The sequence below is a fragment of the Rhizobium viscosum genome (genome assembly GCF_014873945.1).
Classification (GTDB): domain Bacteria; phylum Pseudomonadota; class Alphaproteobacteria; order Rhizobiales; family Rhizobiaceae; genus Rhizobium; species Rhizobium viscosum.
Genome location: NZ_JADBEC010000001.1, coordinates 2,388,627 through 2,406,157 on the forward strand (window position 1 = coordinate 2,388,627; position 17,531 = coordinate 2,406,157).

15 protein-coding genes are annotated in these 17,531 nt (G+C 60.2%); 10 read left to right on the forward strand and 5 right to left on the reverse strand.

The genetic code is table 11. From position 1 onward, the window contains the following. Nucleotides 1–262 precede the first annotated feature (262 nt). From H4W29_RS11790 to H4W29_RS11805, 4 genes are all read right to left on the reverse strand, one after another. Complete coding sequence (locus tag H4W29_RS11790) at nucleotides 263–1,042, reverse strand: SDR family oxidoreductase (RefSeq protein WP_192729070.1); 780 nt, start codon at nucleotides 1,040–1,042, stop codon at nucleotides 263–265. A 77-nt stretch (nucleotides 1,043–1,119) separates the two neighbouring features. Next, nucleotides 1,120–1,515, reverse strand: coding sequence for a DoxX family protein (locus H4W29_RS11795; protein ID WP_183735414.1), 396 nt, complete (start codon nucleotides 1,513–1,515; stop codon nucleotides 1,120–1,122). Between the two features lie 94 nt (nucleotides 1,516–1,609). Further along, the gene (dgoD, locus tag H4W29_RS11800; RefSeq protein ID WP_183735413.1) at nucleotides 1,610–2,758 is read right to left on the reverse strand and encodes a galactonate dehydratase; all 1,149 of its coding nucleotides are present in this window, start codon (nucleotides 2,756–2,758) and stop codon (nucleotides 1,610–1,612) included. Nucleotides 2,759–2,828: 70 nt separating this feature from the next. Next, on the reverse strand, nucleotides 2,829–3,569 hold the full coding sequence (locus H4W29_RS11805) for a FadR/GntR family transcriptional regulator (RefSeq protein WP_183735412.1): 741 nt from the start codon (nucleotides 3,567–3,569) through the stop codon (nucleotides 2,829–2,831). Nucleotides 3,570–3,758: 189 nt separating this feature from the next. Between H4W29_RS11805 and H4W29_RS11810 the strand changes: the two genes are divergently transcribed. The 5 genes from H4W29_RS11810 to H4W29_RS11830 all read left to right on the forward strand — a co-directional run bounded on the left by H4W29_RS11810 (nucleotide 3,759) and on the right by H4W29_RS11830 (nucleotide 11,379). Then, on the forward strand, nucleotides 3,759–4,190 hold the full coding sequence (locus tag H4W29_RS11810) for an OsmC family protein (protein WP_007820406.1): 432 nt from the start codon (nucleotides 3,759–3,761) through the stop codon (nucleotides 4,188–4,190). 149 nt (nucleotides 4,191–4,339) lie between these two features. Continuing rightward, on the forward strand, nucleotides 4,340–4,948 hold the full coding sequence (locus H4W29_RS11815) for a TetR/AcrR family transcriptional regulator (protein WP_183735411.1): 609 nt from the start codon (nucleotides 4,340–4,342) through the stop codon (nucleotides 4,946–4,948). A 49-nt stretch (nucleotides 4,949–4,997) separates the two neighbouring features. Continuing rightward, nucleotides 4,998–6,137, forward strand: a complete 1,140-nt coding sequence (locus H4W29_RS11820) for an efflux RND transporter periplasmic adaptor subunit (RefSeq protein ID WP_183735410.1) — start codon at nucleotides 4,998–5,000, stop codon at nucleotides 6,135–6,137. 25 nt (nucleotides 6,138–6,162) lie between these two features. Further along, complete coding sequence (locus H4W29_RS11825) at nucleotides 6,163–9,312, forward strand: efflux RND transporter permease subunit (RefSeq protein ID WP_192729071.1); 3,150 nt, start codon at nucleotides 6,163–6,165, stop codon at nucleotides 9,310–9,312. Nucleotides 9,313–9,465: 153 nt separating this feature from the next. Continuing rightward, entirely contained in the window at nucleotides 9,466–11,379 is a 1,914-nt protein-coding gene (locus tag H4W29_RS11830) for a beta-N-acetylhexosaminidase (RefSeq protein ID WP_192729072.1), read from the forward strand. 52 nt (nucleotides 11,380–11,431) lie between these two features. Here the strand turns inward: H4W29_RS11830 and H4W29_RS11835 are convergent, their stop codons facing one another. Beyond that, nucleotides 11,432–12,343: an ROK family protein gene (locus tag H4W29_RS11835; RefSeq protein ID WP_192729073.1), complete on the reverse strand. Its 912-nt coding sequence runs from the start codon at nucleotides 12,341–12,343 to the stop codon at nucleotides 11,432–11,434. A 260-nt stretch (nucleotides 12,344–12,603) separates the two neighbouring features. Between H4W29_RS11835 and H4W29_RS11840 the strand changes: the two genes are divergently transcribed. The 5 genes from H4W29_RS11840 (at nucleotide 12,604) to H4W29_RS11860 (ending at nucleotide 17,529) form a co-directional block, all read left to right on the forward strand. After that, a complete protein-coding gene (locus H4W29_RS11840; protein ID WP_192730719.1) occupies nucleotides 12,604–13,182 on the forward strand; it encodes an exopolysaccharide biosynthesis protein in 579 nt (192 codons plus the stop codon). Nucleotides 13,183–13,281: 99 nt separating this feature from the next. Then, nucleotides 13,282–14,235 (forward strand): sugar-binding transcriptional regulator, encoded by a 954-nt coding sequence (locus tag H4W29_RS11845; RefSeq protein WP_192729074.1) that lies wholly within the window; start codon nucleotides 13,282–13,284, stop codon nucleotides 14,233–14,235. Nucleotides 14,236–14,380: 145 nt separating this feature from the next. Then, complete coding sequence (locus H4W29_RS11850; protein WP_192729075.1) at nucleotides 14,381–15,691, forward strand: ABC transporter substrate-binding protein; 1,311 nt, start codon at nucleotides 14,381–14,383, stop codon at nucleotides 15,689–15,691. Between the two features lie 133 nt (nucleotides 15,692–15,824). Beyond that, nucleotides 15,825–16,697, forward strand: coding sequence for a carbohydrate ABC transporter permease (locus H4W29_RS11855; protein WP_192729076.1), 873 nt, complete (start codon nucleotides 15,825–15,827; stop codon nucleotides 16,695–16,697). A gap of 1 nt (nucleotide 16,698) precedes the next feature. Further along, nucleotides 16,699–17,529, forward strand: coding sequence for a carbohydrate ABC transporter permease (locus tag H4W29_RS11860; protein ID WP_192729077.1), 831 nt, complete (start codon nucleotides 16,699–16,701; stop codon nucleotides 17,527–17,529). Nucleotides 17,530–17,531: the final 2 nt, after the last annotated feature.

Below are 17,531 nucleotides of genomic sequence, written 5' to 3' on the forward strand. Positions count from 1 at the left end.
GTCAGATTCGTTGTGTGTCATATGGATGTCTGACATTTCTCCGCGTAGGTAATAAAAAAACTATGCAAGCCATGCATCCTATGCACTCTGCCGATGATCCTGTTGGCCAGAGGTATGCCCAGCGGCTCGAATTCATTGCCTGAGCGATGGACTGATCCGTTTGAGCCAAGCAATGTTCGCTGCTCGCCAGAATGGCTCTATCTTCTTGTTTTAACGCAATTCCGGACGTAAAATCGCTGCGCAGTTTTGCTTGGAATTGCTCCTAGCGCAGTAATCCTTGTCCGCCATCGATCCAGACGGGCGTGCCGGTAATATGCCGGGCACGCTCGGAGGCCAGGAAGAGGATCGTTTCGGCGACATCGTCGCTCGACCCCGCCTTGCCGCCGGTGATCGGGATTTCGCCTTCCGGCCAGATGACGGGTACTTCGGTTTCTTCGCGATGACGTGTGGTGGTGTTGGCGGCGATGCTGGTCTCGATTGCTCCGGGGCAGACGGCATTGACGCGGATGCCATGTTTGCCGAGTTCGAGCGCGAGTTGCTGGACCATTGCGACCTGACCGGCTTTGGTTGCGGTATAGGCGGTGGCGCCCGGCGTGGTGAAGGTACGTGTGCCATTGATGGAGGAGACCACGACGATCGAGCCGCCGTTCATCTTCAGATAGGGCACGGTGAGATGCAGGGTCATGTAAGTGCCGCGCAGGTTGACGGCCATGGTCCGATCCCATTCGTCGGGCTTGAGGTCATCGATCGGCGCCCAGACGCCATTGATACCGGCATTGGCGATGACGATGTCGATGCCGCCGAAAGTCTCGGTCATTTTTCCGATGGCGGTGCGCATCTGGGTTTCGTCACTGGTATCGGCGGTCAGCTCGATCGACTGGCCGCCGGCGGCGATGATCTCCTTGCAGGTCTGTCGCACCTCGCTCTCGGTGCGGCTCAGCACCGCAACCTTTGCGCCTTCGGCCGCGAGCTTCAATGCGGTTGCCTTGCCGATGCCGGAGCCCGCGCCGGTCACCAATGCGGTCTTTCCCTGCAACTCCATGAGCCGCTCCTATTTGCGGTTGCCGGTAAGGCAATGATCAGGGCGGCTCTTGGTTCCGTACTTCGGGGCGATGGCGGCTATTTCAGAACGCTGTGACGCAGCGCCCATTTCTCCGGTCCGTGAACGGCGGCAAAGAGCAGGCCCGCCAGGAAACTGAAGTGATCGACGAAAAAGCCGAACTCGGCCTGGTTCTGCTGCCAGAGCGACGGACCATGGAAGGAAAAGGCGAGGAAGATCACGTAGATGCCGGCAAGCAGGCTGGCCTCGCTGAAGAAGGCGCCTGATATGAAGGCGAGCGCCAGCGCGGTCTCGAAGAAAGCAGCGATCCAGGTGAAGAATGTCGCCGCCGGAAAGCCGGCCGCGGTGATATAGGCTGCCGTCGCGCCGATGTCGGCGAATTTGAAGCCGGCCGCCATGAAGAAGATGAAGCTGAAGATGATGCGGGCAATAAGGATTGCGATTGCTCTGGACATGTGAAATCTCCTCTTTGAGTTTCCACTATGACGGACAAGCTGTCCGTTATCCGACAGGGCGAATGAAAAAGGGCCGCTTTTGCGGCCCTTTCGCTTACCATTCGGCGAAACTGCCGTCCTCGTGGCGCCAGATCGGGTTGCGCCAGCGGTGGCCTTCCTTGGCGCGCTCGATGACATAGGCTTCGTCCACTTCGACGCCGAGGCCGGGGCCTTGCGGGATGGAGACGAAACCGTCGGCATACTGGAAGACTTCCTTGTTGGAGATGTAATCCAGGATGTCGTTGCCCTTGTTGTAGTGGATGCCGAGGCTCTGTTCCTGAATGAAGGCATTGTAAGAGACGGCATCGACCTGCAGGCAGGCGGCAAGCGCGATCGGACCGAGCGGGCAATGCGGGGCGAGCGCCACGTCATAGGCTTCGGCCATGGCAGCGATCTTGCGGCATTCGGTGATGCCGCCGGCATGCGACAGATCCGGCTGAATGATATCGACATAGCCGTCGGAGAGAACCGACTTGAAGTCCCAGCGGGAAAAGAGGCGTTCGCCGAGCGCGATCGGTGTCGAGCAATGGTTGGCGATTTCCTTCAGGGTTTCGCGGTGTTCGGAGAGAACCGGCTCCTCGATGAACATCAGTTTGTAGGGTTCGAGTTCCTTGGCAAGAACCTTTGCCATGGGTTTGTGGACGCGGCCGTGGAAATCGACACCGATACCGACATGCGGGCCGATCGCCTCGCGGATCGTGGCGATGGTTTCCACCGCCTTATCGATCTTCTCGTTGGTATCGACGATCTGCATTTCCTCGCAGCCGTTGAGCTTGATGGCCTTGAAGCCGCGGGCGACGACGTCCTTGGCATTGCGGGCGACGTCGGAGGGGCGGTCGCCGCCGATCCAGGAGTAGACCTTGATGCGGTCGCGCACCTGGCCGCCGAGCAGCGAATGGATCGGCTGGCCGAGCGCCTTGCCCTTGATGTCCCAGAGCGCCTGGTCGATGCCCGATATCGCCGACATATGGATGGCGCCGCCGCGATAGAAGCCGCCGCGATACATCACTGTCCAATGGTCTTCGATCAGGAAGGGATCCTTGCCAACAAGATAGTCGGCGAGTTCGTGGACGGCCGCCTCGACAGTCAGCGCCCGGCCTTCGACGACAGGTTCGCCCCAGCCGACAATACCCTCGTCGGTTTCGATCTTCAGAAACAACCAGCGCGGCGGGACGATATAGGTGGTCAGTTTGGTGATCTTCATGGAAATCGTGCTTTCGTTTCGCTTCGTGTTCCCATCAGCGGCCGAGCCGCCGATATTGTTCTGAGTTCGGTTATTTCGTCCGGCCGGCGGCGGTGAGGTCGCGTTTGGCGAGGTCGAGGATTCGGTTGACGCAATCGCGCGCGCCCGACGCATCCCGCAGGCGCAGTGCCTCGACCACCTTGCCATGCAGGGCAAGTGCCTCGCGGTGATCGGGCATCGCGACATTCGAGGCATGGAGCGCAAATTTCAGGGCGGCATGGATGGCGCTGGAGAGGCGGTGGAAGACCTGGTTGTGGCTCGCCTTCAGAAGCACCGTATGAAAGAGCAGATCAGCCTCGGTGAAGGCCTCGGAATCGTCGCTCGCCGATTGCATGCGCTGCCAGGCCTCTTCGAGATCGGCGATTTCCTGCGTGCTGGCGCGGCTTGCAGCATATTCGGCGGCAGCCGGCTCGATGGTGCGGCGGGCTTCGAGGATGCTGGCAAGCAGGTCGAAATCGCCGAGATGCGGTCCCATCCATTCCAGCACATCCTGATCGAGGATGTTCCATTCGTCCTTGTCGCAGACGGTAGTGCCGATGCGCGGCCTGCCGCGCACCAGCCCCTTGGATTCCAGAACCTTCAGGGATTCGCGGATGACGGTGCGGCTAACGCCATAGAGGTCGCAGAGATCGTTTTCGCGCGGCAGCAGCGTGCCGGCGGGATAGCGATTGGCGCAGATATCGCCGGCGATCGCCGCCGTGACGTTACGGCGGACGCGCGGCCGGCGCTCGGGCGCCGAGGCTTTTTCATCGCGTCTCGGTGCTGATTGCATCGGAAATTCCTCGTGACCCGTCTTCTAAAGCAATCATCATACACAGGCAATCTTCTTGTATGATGATTGTCATTCAATCTGGTGTCGTCTTCCGCGGATAGAGGACTATATTGCCGGTCGTAAGGGCAGAGTGTCCTTCGCGGTGGAGCGGCGCAACGCTTCGAAAATCAATCGAAACAGGAGGACGGCATGCAGATCAATCGTACAGCTTCGGCCCATTGGTCGGGTGGTCTCAAGGACGGCAAGGGGCAGATCTCGACCCAGAGCGGCGCGCTGAGCAATTATCCCTACGGCTTTGCAAGCCGCTTCGAAGGCATTGCCGGCACGAACCCTGAGGAGCTTATCGGCGCTGCCCATGCAGGCTGCTTCACCATGGCGCTGTCGCTGATCCTCGGCGAAGCCGGCCTCAAGGCCGACCATATGGAAACCTCGGCCAAGGTGACGCTGGAAAGCGTCGAAGGCGGCTTTGCCATTACCGCTATCCACCTGTCGCTGTCGGGCAGCATTCCAGGCGCCGACCAGGCGAAGTTCGAAGAGCTCGCCGGGATGGCGAAAGCCGGCTGCCCGGTTTCCAAGGCGCTGTCCGCCGTTCCGATCACGCTCGACGTTAAGCTCGTCTGATCTTTCAAGCCTGTTTTCGTTCCGATGCCGCAGCCTGCCCAGGCTGCGGCATTTTATTTGCATCGCAAAATCATTGACAAGTGAAGGATGATATTTTACGACTGACGAAATTCAAAATTCGTCAGTCGTAAAATATCAGGCCTGAAACCATGAATGACATCGCGGAAACCACTCTGGACGTCACACGGCAGGAAAATATCACCCGCATCTTGGATGCGGCCGAGCGGCTTTTCCGCCACTACGGCTATTCCAAGACGACCGTCGCGGATGTGGCCCGCGACCTCGGCATGTCGCCTGCCAATATCTACCGTTTCTTCGCCTCCAAGGTTGAGATCCACCAGGCGATCTGCGGACGCATGCTGGCGATGAGCTATGAGCTTGCGGCCAATATCTGCCATCAGAAGATCAGCGCTTCCGACCGGCTGCGCCAGTACGTGCGCAGCCAGTACCAGCTGACGCTCGACATGATGCTCGATCAGCAGAAAGTACATGAGATGGTGATCGTCGCGATCGAACGCGACTGGCATGTTATCGAGAAGCACATCGACTCCATTCACGCATTGATTGCCGACGTTATCCGCGACGGCATCGCTGCCGGTGAATTCGCCGACCAGGACCCCGAGGTCGCCTCCCGCTGCTTCGGAGCGGCGACCATCAATCTCTGCCACCCGCAAATGGTTGCCCAATGTCTTGCCAAGACAAACCGGGCGGCCGTGGACGAACTGATCGAATTTGCGATCAGGGCACTCAGAAAATAAGCGCGGCAAAAACCGTCAAGAAAACCCGAAACGATCAGGAGTGCGAAAGATGTTTTCGCTCAAGACCTTCAGCAACCGCATGCCGTCCGTCATGAGCCTCGCGCTCGTAAGCGCAGTCGCGCTTGGCGTCGCCGGCTGCACGGAAGAAAAGGCGGAGGTCAAGGACGTTATCCGGCCAGTCAAGGTCGTCGAGATCGCCAAGGCTAGCGATACCCGTACACTGGATTATTCCGGATCCGTGAGGGCGCGCACCGAAATGAACCTCGGCTTCCGCGTCGCCGGCAAGATCACCGAGCGTCTCGTCGATATCGGCGAGCAGGTGAAGCCGGGTGACGTTCTCGCGCGGATCGACTCGACCGACTATCAGCTTGCGGTGAAGACTGCCGAGGCCAACCTCGCCGCTGCCGAAAAGGCCGTCGAGACGGCCGATATCGCCAACCGCCGCGCCGAGCAGCTGTTCGACAAGAATGTCGCGCCGAAATCACAGGTCGAGCAGGCTTCTCTCAGCCATGATCAGGCAATTTCGAGCCGCGACGCTGCCGCTTCCGCGCTCGATCAGGCGAAGAACCAGGTGAGCTATACGGAACTCAAGGCTGACCACCGCGGTATCGTGACCACCATCAATGCCGATGTCGGACAGGTCGTGGGATCCGGCACGCCCGTCGTTGCCGTTGCCGTCGATGGCGAGAAGGAAGTACAGATCGCGGTGCCCGAAAACGATATCGCCCAGTTCAAGCCCGGCAAGACAGTGAAGGCGAGCTTTTGGTCCGATGACAAGCTTGTGCTTGACGGCACCGTTCGCGAGGTCGCAGGCAGCGCCGATCAGCAGTCGCGTACCTTCGCCGTGCGTGTCAGCCTGCCGAACGATCCGCGTGTGCTGCTCGGCATGACGGCGACGATCGAGGCCGATGTCAGCAATATGGATACCTACGTTTCCATCCCGCTCAGCGCGCTGGCGCAGAAGGACGGCAGGAAGGTCGTCTGGACCGTCGATCGCGGAACGGCAACCGTGCATTCCCGCGGCATCGAGGTCGCCGATTTCACCGGCGATGGCGTGCGCGTAACCAAGGGGCTCGACAATGGCGATCTCGTCGTTGCCGCCGGTACCCAATTCATGAGCGAAAACCTGAAGGTCAAGCTTCCCGATCAGCAATCGGCTTCGGCCGATACGGACGCAACCGTCCGCTGAAAGAATAGGGAGAGGGAACAGGATCATGGACGCCAACACCACTGAAAAGCGGCCCTTCAATCTTTCGCGCTGGGCGATCGGCCATCCGGGCATCGCACGCTTCCTGTTCGGGCTGATCCTGATCACCGGCGTGCTCGGCCTGACACGCATGGGCCAGAAGGAAGATCCGGACTTTACCTTCCGCGTCATGGTCGTCCAGGCGCTCTGGCCGGGGGCCTCCCTTCAGGACATGGAAGACCAGGTCACCAACAAGATCGAGCGCAAGCTGCAGGAAACCCCGCATCTCGACTGGGTGAAGTCCTATACGCGTGCCGGCAGCACAATCATCACCGTGCAGGTAAAGGGTGATACGGATTCCGCCCAGGTGGCAGACGCCTTCTACCAGGTGCGCAAGAAGGTCGGCGATATCAGCGGCGACCTGCCGCAGGGCCTGCTCGGCCCGTATTTCAACGACGAATTCGGCGACACTTTCATCACGCTGCATTCGATCAGCGGCGACGGTTATTCCTATCCTGAGCTGAAAAAGTACGCGATCCAGGCGCGTGACATGCTGCTGACGACGCCTGGTGTCGAAAAGGCCGTCGTCATCGGCGATCAGCCGGAGAAGATCTATATCGACGTCTCCTCCAAGGCGCTCGCCGAGCGCGGGCTGACGATTCCCGACCTTCAGAATGCCATCAAGGGCCAGAATGCCGTTGACCCCGCGGGCAATGTCGATACCGGTCTACGTTCGGTGCGTATCTCGGTCGAAGGCAATGTCCACAAGGTAGAAGATATCCGCGAACTGCGCCTGCGCTCCGGCAATCAGGTGACGCGCCTCGGCGATATCGCCACCGTCACCTCCGGCCTCGAAGATCCCTACCAGCGCAAGTACCGGTATAACGGGCACGATAGCGTGCAGGTCGGCGTCGTCATGGCCAAGGGCTTCAAGGTCACTGACGTCGGCAAGGACGTGGACGCGACCTACAAACGCTTCGAGGACTCGCTGCCTTACGGCGTCTCGGTCGATCAGATTTCCAACCAGCCTGACGTCGTGACCGATGCAGTCAGCGAATTCATGCATGCGCTCGGCGAAGCGCTCGCCATCGTGCTCATCGTCTCGTTCCTGTCAATCGGCTGGCGCTCGGGTCTTGTCATCGCCATCGCCATTCCTCTGGTATTGGCTGCGACCTTTGCCATCATGTACGAACTCGGCATCGACCTGCAGCGCATCTCGCTCGGCGCTCTCATCATCGCGCTCGGCCTGCTCGTCGACGATGCAATGATCGTCGTGGAATTGATGGAGCGAAAGCTCGAGGAAGGTCTCGTCAAGATCGATGCGGCGAGCTTCGCCTATTCCTCGACTGCCTTCCCGATGCTGACGGGCACGCTGATCACGACCGCCGGCTTCATTCCCGTCGGCTTTGCGGCATCGACGGCCGGCGAATATGTGCGCTCGCTCTTCTATGTCGTCGGCATTGCGCTGGTGACTTCCTGGTTCGTGGCGGTCTATTTTACGCCATGGCTCGGCTACATGATCCTGAAGCAGCGCAAACATGCGGGAGGCGATCATCATGACGTGTTCGACACGCGCTTTTATCGCGGTCTGCGTCGTACAGTCGGTTGGGCGGTGCGCCATCGGGTCATCGTGCTCGCGCTGACGCTTGCCACTTTCGTCACCAGTCTCTGGAGCTTCCAGTTCATTCCGCAGAACTTCTTCCCGCAGTCCTCCCGTCCGGAAATCCTCGTCGATCTCTGGCTGCCGGAGGGAACCAGCATCAAGCAGGTGGAAGTCGAGGCCAAGGCGCTCGAAGCCAAGATGATGGACGACCCCGACAAGAAGTTCATCGCCACCTATATCGGCGAAGGCGCACCGCGCTTCTTCCTGCCGCTCGACCAGCAGCTGCGCAACCCGAACTATGCCCAGCTCCTGATCATGGCCAATGACGAACCGGCCCGCGAGCGGCTGATCACCAAGCTCAGGACGATCCTGGCAGAAGATTTCCCCGATATCCGCGGCAAGGTCGATCGTCTCTTCCTCGGCCCGCCGACGGGCTGGCCGGTGCAGATGCGCGTGATGGGTCCGGATCGTGCCGAAGTGCGCAGGATCGCCGATCAGGTGAAGGAGCGTTTCAACAGGGATCCGATACTCGGTGCCGTTCATGACGACTGGCTGGAACCGGTGCCGGCGATGAAGCTGGTCATCGACCAGGACCGTGCCCGCGCACTCGGCGTCACCTCGCAGCGCGTTCGCCAGATGCTGCAGACCGCCATGTCCGGCGCGCCGCTCGACGACTTCCGCGACGGCGAGGAGACGGTTTCGATCGTCGCCCGTGAGCCGGATGCGAACCGTTCGCTGCTCTCGGCCGTCAACTCGGTCTATGTGCCGACGGATTTCGGCGGTTTCGTCCCGGTCTCGCAGATCGCCAAGGTCGTGCCTGTCGTTGAACAGGGCCTCGAATGGCGGCGCGACCGCCTGCCGACGATCAGTGTCCGCGCGACGCTGCCCGATGGCATTCAGTCGAACGACGTGGTGACCAAGCTCTACAACGACATGCAGGATCTGCGCGACAGCCTGCCCGCAGGTTACAAGATCGAGATCCAGGGTGGGGCCGAGGATTCGGCCGAAAGCCAGGCTTCGATCGCGGCCAAGGCGCCGATCATGCTCGTCGTCATCATGATCCTGCTGATGGCCCAGTTGCAGCATTTCGGCAAGGCGATGCTCGTCTTTGCCACCGGTCCGCTCGGCATCATCGGCGCGGCCTCGGCCCTGCTGATCAGCGGCGCGCCCTTCGGCTTCGTGGCGATCCTCGGCGTCATCGCGCTGCTCGGCATCATCATCCGCAACTCGATCATTCTCGTCGACCAGATCGACCAGAATATCAAGGCGGGCATGCACAGGCAGGAGGCGATCATCAGCGCGGCTGTGAACCGCTTCCGGCCGATCACGCTGACGGCGCTGACGGCGGTGCTGGCGCTGATCCCGATCTCGCGCGGCGTCTTCTGGGGTCCGCTCGCCTACGCCATGATGGGCGGCATCCTTGTCGCCACCGTGCTGACCATCCTCGTGCTGCCGGCCGGCTATGCCCTGTTCTTCGGCCGCGAGCCGAAGGCCAGGAATGACGAACATGCCAATGCCAACCAGGAAGAGGCGGATGGGGATATCCATCATCCGCCGGCATTGGCAGCCGAATGAGGCAATGGCGCGGTCGAGGCCGCGCCATTTTTGTTTCAGCTCATCCGGTTCGGCAGCTAGCCGGTAAAGCCTAATATTTTCCAGCGGCCGAGAAGACGATGGCGCTAAACGGGAGTAAAGATCGCTCTACATAAGCTTGAGGGAGGTGTGGCCGTGGCCGATTACCGTCTGGAAGCGAGCTGGAGTCCGGTCGAAGGAAGCTTTGGGCGCTTCACCTTCACGCTATTCAATCTGTCCACCAAACCGCTGTCCGGCTTTACGCTTGCCTACACGTCGTTAACTCGCGTGGCGGACAAGTATGTCGCCGAGGGTGCGGCACTGAAGCGGCGCGTGGCGAATTTTCATGAGTATTCTCCGCCTGAGGGGCTCACCATCAAGCCAGGTGGCAGCTGGCAGTTTACGGTGGAAGGCCTGACGAACAGACCGAAGCATGTCACGTCGGGCATCAAATCCGCCTACCTTACGCTGGCCGATGGCCGGCACGTGCCCGTCAGCTTTGGCGATCTGATGCTCGCTGGTGCCGAGCGCGGCGAATTGCAGGAGCTTCTGCCGAGGGGCGAGGTGACGGAGCCCTTCTCGCTGCTGCCCTGGCCGTTGTTCTTGTCGTTGCGGCCGGACGATATGCCGCCCGTCGCGCTTTATCCGGCAGCTGGCTCGAGTGCCAAGAATATCAGGGCCGTAGAGAAGGTGCTCGCCCTCTACCAGCGGCTCTTTCCGGCGGAAAACGTGCCTTTCACGCTGCAGCCGGTTCAGGGGGGGCGGCAGATCCGCTTCAAGGGGGAATCCTCGATCATGGAGGCGGCCTATGAACTGCGTTTCACGGCACAGGAGATCATTCTTGGCACCGACGATGCGGGTGGGCTGCTTTACGGGTTGATCAGTCTTGCGCAACTGCTGCATGGAGCGCGCCACAATCCGGAAACCTTCCAGTTTCCAGTCTTCGGCACTATCGCCGATCAGCCCCGCTACACATGGCGCGGCTGTCATCTCGATGTTAGCCGGCAGTTTTATCCGGTCCCTGATATCAAACGGCTGATCGATATCCTCGCCTGGAACAAGCTCAATGTTTTTCACTGGCATCTGACCGACGATGAAGCCTGGCGGCTGGAGATCAAGGCCTATCCTGAGCTTACGGAGATCGGTGCAAAACGCGGGCCTGACGAAATCCTGTTGCCGCAGCTCGGCGATGGCGCGGAGCCGCGTTCAGGATTTTACAGCCAGGAAGATGTCCGCGGGATCGTTGCTCATGCAGGCATGCTGCGTGTCGAAGTCGTGCCGGAGATCGATATACCCGGTCACAGCTCCGCAGCACTCCTCTCCCTCCCGCGGCTCGTCGATGGACAGGAGGCGCCGGACGGTTACCGGTCGGTGCAGGGATATCCAAACAATGCGCTCAATCCAGCGGTCGAATTCACTTATGAGTTCCTCGGCAAGGTGTTCGACGAAATGCTCCCGCTCTTTCCGTCCGATTATATTCATATCGGCGGCGACGAGGTGCCGCACGGCTCTTGGCTTGCCTCGCCGCTTTGCAGAGCGCTGATGGAGCGTGAGAAGCTTGCGGGCACGGCCGAACTGCAATCCTATTTCCTCCGGCGGATCAAGGCGATGCTTGCCGAGCGCGGCAAGAAGCTTGCCGGCTGGAACGAGGTTTCGCAGGGCGGCGGCGTCGATCGCGTGGGCACGCTGCTGATGGCCTGGGAGAAGCCGGAGGTCGGTATCGAGCTTGCGGGTGAGGGCTATGATATCGTCATGACGCCGGGTCAGGCCTACTATCTCGACATGGCGCAGGCCGAAGACTGGCGAGAGCCGGGTGCCAGCTGGGCCGGCTTCACGCCACCGGAAAAGACCTATGCCTACGAAGCCGAAGGCGAGTTGGCTGAGGAGCTGAGAGAGCGGATGCGCGGTATCCAGGCCTGCATCTGGGGCGAGAATTTCGTCTCGCGGGCCTATTTCAATCGCCTGGTTTTCCCGCGGCTATCGGCCGTCGCCGAAGCGGCCTGGACTCCCTGTCTGCGAAAGGACTGGCTGCGCTTTGCCGCGATCGTCCGGATGTGGCCGACGCTCTAGAATTCTGTTTTAGGCGATCCGGCAAAGCCGCCGCACAGTTATCGGAGTTGCACTATGCAGCTTCAGCCTTGAGGCCCAGAAGTGCCGCGCCGATCAGGCCCGGTTCGATACGGCATTCGCTGCGCACGACCAGCGGGCGGTCGAATTTCCGCAGGATACGAGCGCGCACCGCCTGATCCAGCTCCGCCAGCAGCGGCTCCACATTCGAGAGGCCGCCGCCCACGGGCACGATGGTCGCGCCTGTGATGTTGATGGCGAGTGCCAAGGGCGAGGCGACGAGATCGACATAGACGTCAATCGTGCGGTTGGCCTTCTCCTCGCCGTTGCGCCAGTTGGCGATGATTTCCTCGCTGGAGAAATCGAGATCGTGCAGCGTCTTGTGCAGGCGTTCCAGACCACGTGCGCCGCCGACGGTATCGACACAGCCCTTCTGGCCGCAGCCGCAGGAATAGGCGGGGATGGCAACCGGCGGAGTGCCTGCCTGCGATGCGATGATCGGGCCATGGCCCCACTCGCCGGCAAAGCCGCCCGACGCATTGATGAGGCGACCATCCGAGACGACGCCGCCGCCGACGCCGGTGCCGAGGATCGCGCCGAAGACGATGCGATGGCCGCGACCGGCGCCGAGTTCGGCTTCCGCCATGGCGAAACAATCGGCATCATTGGCGATCAGCACGGGCAGGCCGAGCTCAGTCTCCAGGTCGGCTGCGAGGTTGCGGTCGTGGATGCAGGGGATATTGGCGACGATGAGGCGCTGCGTGTCCGGGTCGACGACACCGGCAATCGAGAGCGCAATGCGCGAGGGCTGCTCGCCGGCCTCAGCGATAAAGCTCCTCAGCGTCTCGACGAAGGCCGGGAAGTCATCCTTGGGGGTCGGGCGGCGGCCAAGCGGTACGATGTCGGATTCCGAATGCGCAATCCCGCCCTTGATGGCGGAGCCTCCGATATCGAATGAAATAATCATCTGAGCCTGCCAATTGTCTGTGCTTGGCGTCTGCTCGCACTCTTGGCGACGGATTACAAGGATTATTCGATAAATGAACAAAGCCTGATCGTTATGATCTGATAATTTCATCCGCCAAGGTCATGCTATTGGCATATTACATGGGCAAGCTTCCTATCATTCACCTTTCCGACGCCGGATTCATGACAATCGAAAATACCGAAACTCAAAGAACCACCGCACGCAGGCCGCGTCCGAAAGGCCGGCGCCTGTCCTCCATCCTGCGACAGATGGCGGCGGACCGAAGCCGCGAACGTGTGTCGATCGGCGACCTGTTCCAGACGATGGGTGACCGGGCGATCGGCGCGCTGATGCTGATCTTCGCATTGCCGAACGCTTTTCCGACGCCGCCCGGCACCTCGTCGCTGCTTGGAGCACCCCTGATCTTCCTCGCCGCCCAGCTTACCTTCGGCCTGAAGCCGTGGCTGCCGAAGGCGATTGCGGCGCGCTCCATGCGACGGGAGGATTTCGAGACGATCGTCGGGCGCATTCATCCCTGGCTTGCCTGGGCGGAGCGCATGCTGCAGCCCCGATTGAGTCTCCTCGTCGAGCCGCCGGCGGAATATCTGGCGGGCTTCTGCTGTCTGGTTCTGGCAATCGTTCTCGTGCTGCCGGTGCCGCTCGGCAATATCCTGCCGGCGATTGCGACTTCGCTCTTCGCCTTTGCCATTCTTGGCCGAGACGGGCTGTTTTCGCTTCTCGGCTTTGCCATGACGGCCGTCTCGCTCATCGTTGCCGGTGGGGTGATCTACGGTCTCGTCAAGGCGGCCATCTACATCGTCATGCAGTGGTTTGGATAAGGAAGCGGTTGCTCATTTTTTCAACGCCCTCGACATTTGCCCGATTTTTGTTTTGATCTGGCGCCAGATAGACTCAAAGAAATTAATCGGCGGCGATAGATGGTAAAAAGAGCGGAGACTTCCGGACGGCTGGACGACGCGGCGCGCGCCGGCTGGCTTTATTATGTCGCCGGCCGCACGCAGGATGAGATCGCGTCCGCCATGGGTATTTCGCGCCAGTCGGCGCAGCGGCTCGTTTCGCTTGCCGTGGCTGAACGGCTGATCAAGGTGCGGCTCGACCACCCGATCGCCGCCTGCCTTGAACTCGGAAACCAGCTGCGCAAGAAATTCGGTCTGCGCCATGTCGAGATCGTTCCGAGCGATCCCGGCTCGTCGTCGACGACGGTCGGAATTGCCGAAGCGGCTGCTTCTGAAATCGAGCGCTGGCTGAAACGACCAGATCCGATCGTGCTTGCCGTCGGTACGGGCCGAACGCTGAAGGCGGCCGTCGACCAGTTGCCGGCAATCGAATGTCCCAATCATCGGATCGTGTCGCTGACGGGCAATATCGCTCCTGACGGTTCAGCCGCTTACTACAACGTCATCTTCAGCATGGCCGATGCCGTCAAGGCGCGGCATTATCCGATGCCGCTGCCGGTTCTCGTCACCTCGGCGGAGGAGCGGGAACTCCTGCACGGCCAGCAGCTCGTACGCTCGACGCTGGCGATCAGCGCGCAGGCGGATGTGACCTTCGTCGGTATCGGCGAACTCGGCATCGACGGCCCGCTCTGCGTCGATGGTTTCCTCGAAAAAGACGAGATGATGGAGCTGATGCGCAGCGGCGCCGTGGGTGAGATCTGCGGCTGGATTTTCGATCTGGACGGCAGGCTGCTCGACAACCCGATCAACGAGCGTGTTGCTTCCGCTCCCATCCCGCCGCGCGATTCGTCCACAGTCATCGGAATTGCCAAGGGCAAGCGCAAGTTCAAGGCGATCAGGGCTGCCATCACAGGCCATCAGGTGAATGGTTTGATTACCGACGAAGAGACGGCTGAGTTTTTGCTCAGTAACTGAGCAAAAATATTACCATTTTGAATCAATAACATAGCTCGATTGTTCGGCATCGCAGCAACGATTGCCAATTGACAAATTTTCTCCGTTGATGAGTAATTGCCCATGAGCAAAGCGAATGCTCACACCCATCTTCTGGGAGGAAGATATGACATTGAGAACTCTCCTGCTGGGCGCCTGCTCAGCAATGGCGTTTGCCGGCATGGCTTCGGCCGAAACGCTGACAATCGCGACCGTGAACAACGGCGACATGATCCGGATGCAGAAGCTGACGGATGACTTCAAGGCGAAGAATCCCGGCATCGACCTTGAATGGGTAACCCTCGAAGAAAACGTACTGCGCCAGAAGGTCACGACCGACATCGCGACCAAGGGTGGCCAGTATGACGTCCTCACGATCGGCACCTATGAAGTTCCGATCTGGGCAAAGCAGGGCTGGCTCCTGCCGCTCGACAATCTCGGCGACAGCTACGACGTGAATGACCTGCTGCCGGCTATCCGCAGCGGCATCAGCCAGGACGGCAAGCTCTATGCAGCTCCGTTCTACGGCGAAAGCTCCATGGTCATGTACCGCAAGGACCTGTTCGACGCTGCCGGCCTGAAGATGCCCGATGCGCCGACCTGGGACTTCATCGCAGACGCTGCGAAGAAGATCACCAACAAGGACAAGGAAATCTACGGCATCTGCCTGCGCGGCAAGGCCGGCTGGGGCGAAAACATGGCCTTCCTGACGGCTATGTCGAACTCTTTCGGCGCCCGCTGGTTCGATGAACAGTGGAAGCCGCAGTTCGATCAGCCCGAGTGGAAGGACACGCTGACCTTCTACGTCAACCTGATGAAGGAAGCCGGCCCTCCCGGTGCTTCTTCCAACGGCTTCAACGAAAATCTGGCGCTCTTCCAGACCGGCAAGTGCGGTATGTGGATCGACGCAACGGTTGCTGCTTCCTTCGTGGCCGATCCGAAGCAGTCGCAGGTTGCCGACAAGGTCGGCTTCGCGCTGGCTCCGGACAAGGGCCTCGGCAAGCGCGGCAACTGGCTCTGGGCCTGGAACCTCGCCATACCGGCAGGCTCTCAGAAGTCTGAAGCAGCCGAGAAGTTCATCGCCTGGGCAACGAGCAAGGATTACACCAACCTCGTCGCCGAAAAGGAAGGCTGGCTGAATGCACCTCCCGGCACCCGCACCTCGCTCTATGCCAGTGCGGACTACCAGAAGGCTGCTCCCTTTGCGAAGATGACGCTCGACAGCATCAACTCCGCCGACCCGACCAAGCCGACTGTCAAGCCGGTTCCCTATGTCGGCGTCCAGTTCGTGGCGATCCCGGAATTCCAGGGCATCGGTACGGCTGTCGGCCAGCAGTTCTCCGCAGCGCTTGCCGGCCAGATCTCGGTCGATCAGGCCCTGCAGAGCGCGCAGCAGCTGACCACCCGCGAAATGACCAAGGCGGGCTATATCAAGTAAAACCTCCTGAGCATGTACGGAATGCTTGACATTCCGCACCTCCGGGCCGCCGATCATCCGAACTGTATCGGCGGCCGCTTTTTTCAAAGCTGTTTCGCAGCCATTTCCGCTTCAGATCAGACCGGTGATTGCTATGGCAACGTTCCACACTCGCTCCGCAGCACGCCTAATGATAGCACCTTCGGTGGTGCTGCTCTTCGCGTGGATGATCGTCCCGCTGGCGATGACGATTTACTTCTCCCTGCTGAATTACAATTTGCTCAGCCCGGGCATGGAAACCTTCGTCGGTCTCTTAAACTACCAATATTTCCTCACCGATCCGGCCTTCTTCGCAGCGCTCATCAATACGCTGGTGCTGGTCGCCGGTGTGCTTCTGATCACCGTCGTCGGCGGTATCCTCTTTGCGCTGCTGCTCGACCAGGACATTTACGGTCAGGGGATAGTGCGCATTTTGGTGATCGCGCCTTTCTTCGTTATGCCGACGGTGGCAGCGCTTGTCTGGAAGAACATGTTCATGAACCCGGTCAACGGCCTCTTCGCCTATATGGCAAAGGCTGTCGGCCTGCAGCCGATCGACTGGCTGGCAAGCGTGCCACTGTTCTCGATCATTCTGATCGTGGCCTGGCAGTGGCTTCCCTTCGCCACGCTGATCCTGCTCACGGCGCTTCAGTCGCTTGATGAAGAGCAGAAGGAAGCCGCCGAAATGGACGGCGCCGGCCCGATCTCGAAGTTCATCTACATCATCCTGCCTCACATGGCCCGCGCCATCACCGTGGTCATCCTGATCCAGACGATCTTCTTGCTGTCGGTCTTTGCCGAAATCCTGGTCACCACCAATGGCGGTCCGGGCACACAGAGCACAAACCTCACTTATCTCGTCTATGTACAGGCGCTGCTGCAGTTCGATATCGGCGGGGCTTCGGCGGGCGGTATCGTGGCGGTCGTGCTTGCCAATATCGTCGCGATCTTCCTCGTCCGCCTCGTCGGCAAGAATCTGGAGGCTTGAGATGGCTAGAAAGGTCACCACCCAACGCAAGGTCATCATGACCGCGATCGCCTGGGCGCTCGCTATCCTGATCTTCTTCCCGATCCTCTGGACTTTCCTGACGAGCTTCAAGTCGGAGGCAGATGCCATCGCCTCACCGCCGCAGTTCCTGTTCTTCCACTGGACGACGGAGAATTATGCCGAGGTGCAGAGCCGCTCTAACTATCTCAGCCACTTCATGAATTCGGTGGTGATCTCCTTTGGCTCCACGCTGATCGGCCTCATCATTGCCATTCCGGCCGCCTGGGCCATGGCCTTTGCGCCGACCAAGCGGACGAAGGATGTGCTGATGTGGATGCTGTCGACGAAGATGATGCCGCCGGTCGGCGCGCTCATCCCGATCTACCTGATGTTCCGCAATTCGGGCCTGCTCGATACGCGCACCGGCCTCGTCATCGTGCTGACGCTGATCAACCTGCCGATCATCGTGTGGATGCTTTACACCTACTTCAAGGAAATCCCCGGCGAGATTCTCGAAGCCGCCCGCATGGACGGAGCCTCGCTCGCCAAGGAAATCATCTATGTGCTGACGCCGATGGCGGTGCCGGGCATTGCCTCGACGCTGCTGCTCAACATCATTCTTGCCTGGAACGAAGCCTTCTGGACGCTGAACCTGACAGCCTCCAAGGCGGCACCGCTCACGGCCTTCATCGCCTCCTATTCGAGCCCGGAAGGCCTGTTCTATGCCAAGCTTTCGGCAGCATCGACCATGGCGATCGCGCCGATCCTCATTCTCGGCTGGTTCAGCCAGAAACAACTTGTCCGCGGCCTGACCTTCGGCGCGGTGAAATAAGA

Bases quoted from the DNA above. Each gene is read 5' to 3' on its own strand.
- H4W29_RS11790 (WP_192729070.1), bottom strand. From the start codon at position 1,042: ATGGAGTTGCAGGGAAAGACCGCATTGGTGACCGGCGCGGGCTCCGGC.
- H4W29_RS11825 (WP_192729071.1), top strand. From the start codon at position 6,163: ATGGACGCCAACACCACTGAAAAGCGGCCCTTCAATCTTTCGCGCTGG.
- H4W29_RS11815 (WP_183735411.1), top strand. From the start codon at position 4,340: ATGAATGACATCGCGGAAACCACTCTGGACGTCACACGGCAGGAAAAT.
- H4W29_RS11860 (WP_192729077.1), top strand. From the start codon at position 16,699: ATGGCTAGAAAGGTCACCACCCAACGCAAGGTCATCATGACCGCGATC.
- H4W29_RS11810 (WP_007820406.1), top strand. From the start codon at position 3,759: ATGCAGATCAATCGTACAGCTTCGGCCCATTGGTCGGGTGGTCTCAAG.
- H4W29_RS11855 (WP_192729076.1), top strand. From the start codon at position 15,825: ATGGCAACGTTCCACACTCGCTCCGCAGCACGCCTAATGATAGCACCT.
- H4W29_RS11845 (WP_192729074.1), top strand. From the start codon at position 13,282: ATGGTAAAAAGAGCGGAGACTTCCGGACGGCTGGACGACGCGGCGCGC.
- H4W29_RS11850 (WP_192729075.1), top strand. From the start codon at position 14,381: ATGACATTGAGAACTCTCCTGCTGGGCGCCTGCTCAGCAATGGCGTTT.
- H4W29_RS11835 (WP_192729073.1), bottom strand. From the start codon at position 12,343: ATGATTATTTCATTCGATATCGGAGGCTCCGCCATCAAGGGCGGGATT.
- H4W29_RS11795 (WP_183735414.1), bottom strand. From the start codon at position 1,515: ATGTCCAGAGCAATCGCAATCCTTATTGCCCGCATCATCTTCAGCTTC.
- dgoD (WP_183735413.1), bottom strand. From the start codon at position 2,758: ATGAAGATCACCAAACTGACCACCTATATCGTCCCGCCGCGCTGGTTG.
- H4W29_RS11820 (WP_183735410.1), top strand. From the start codon at position 4,998: ATGTTTTCGCTCAAGACCTTCAGCAACCGCATGCCGTCCGTCATGAGC.
- H4W29_RS11805 (WP_183735412.1), bottom strand. From the start codon at position 3,569: ATGCAATCAGCACCGAGACGCGATGAAAAAGCCTCGGCGCCCGAGCGC.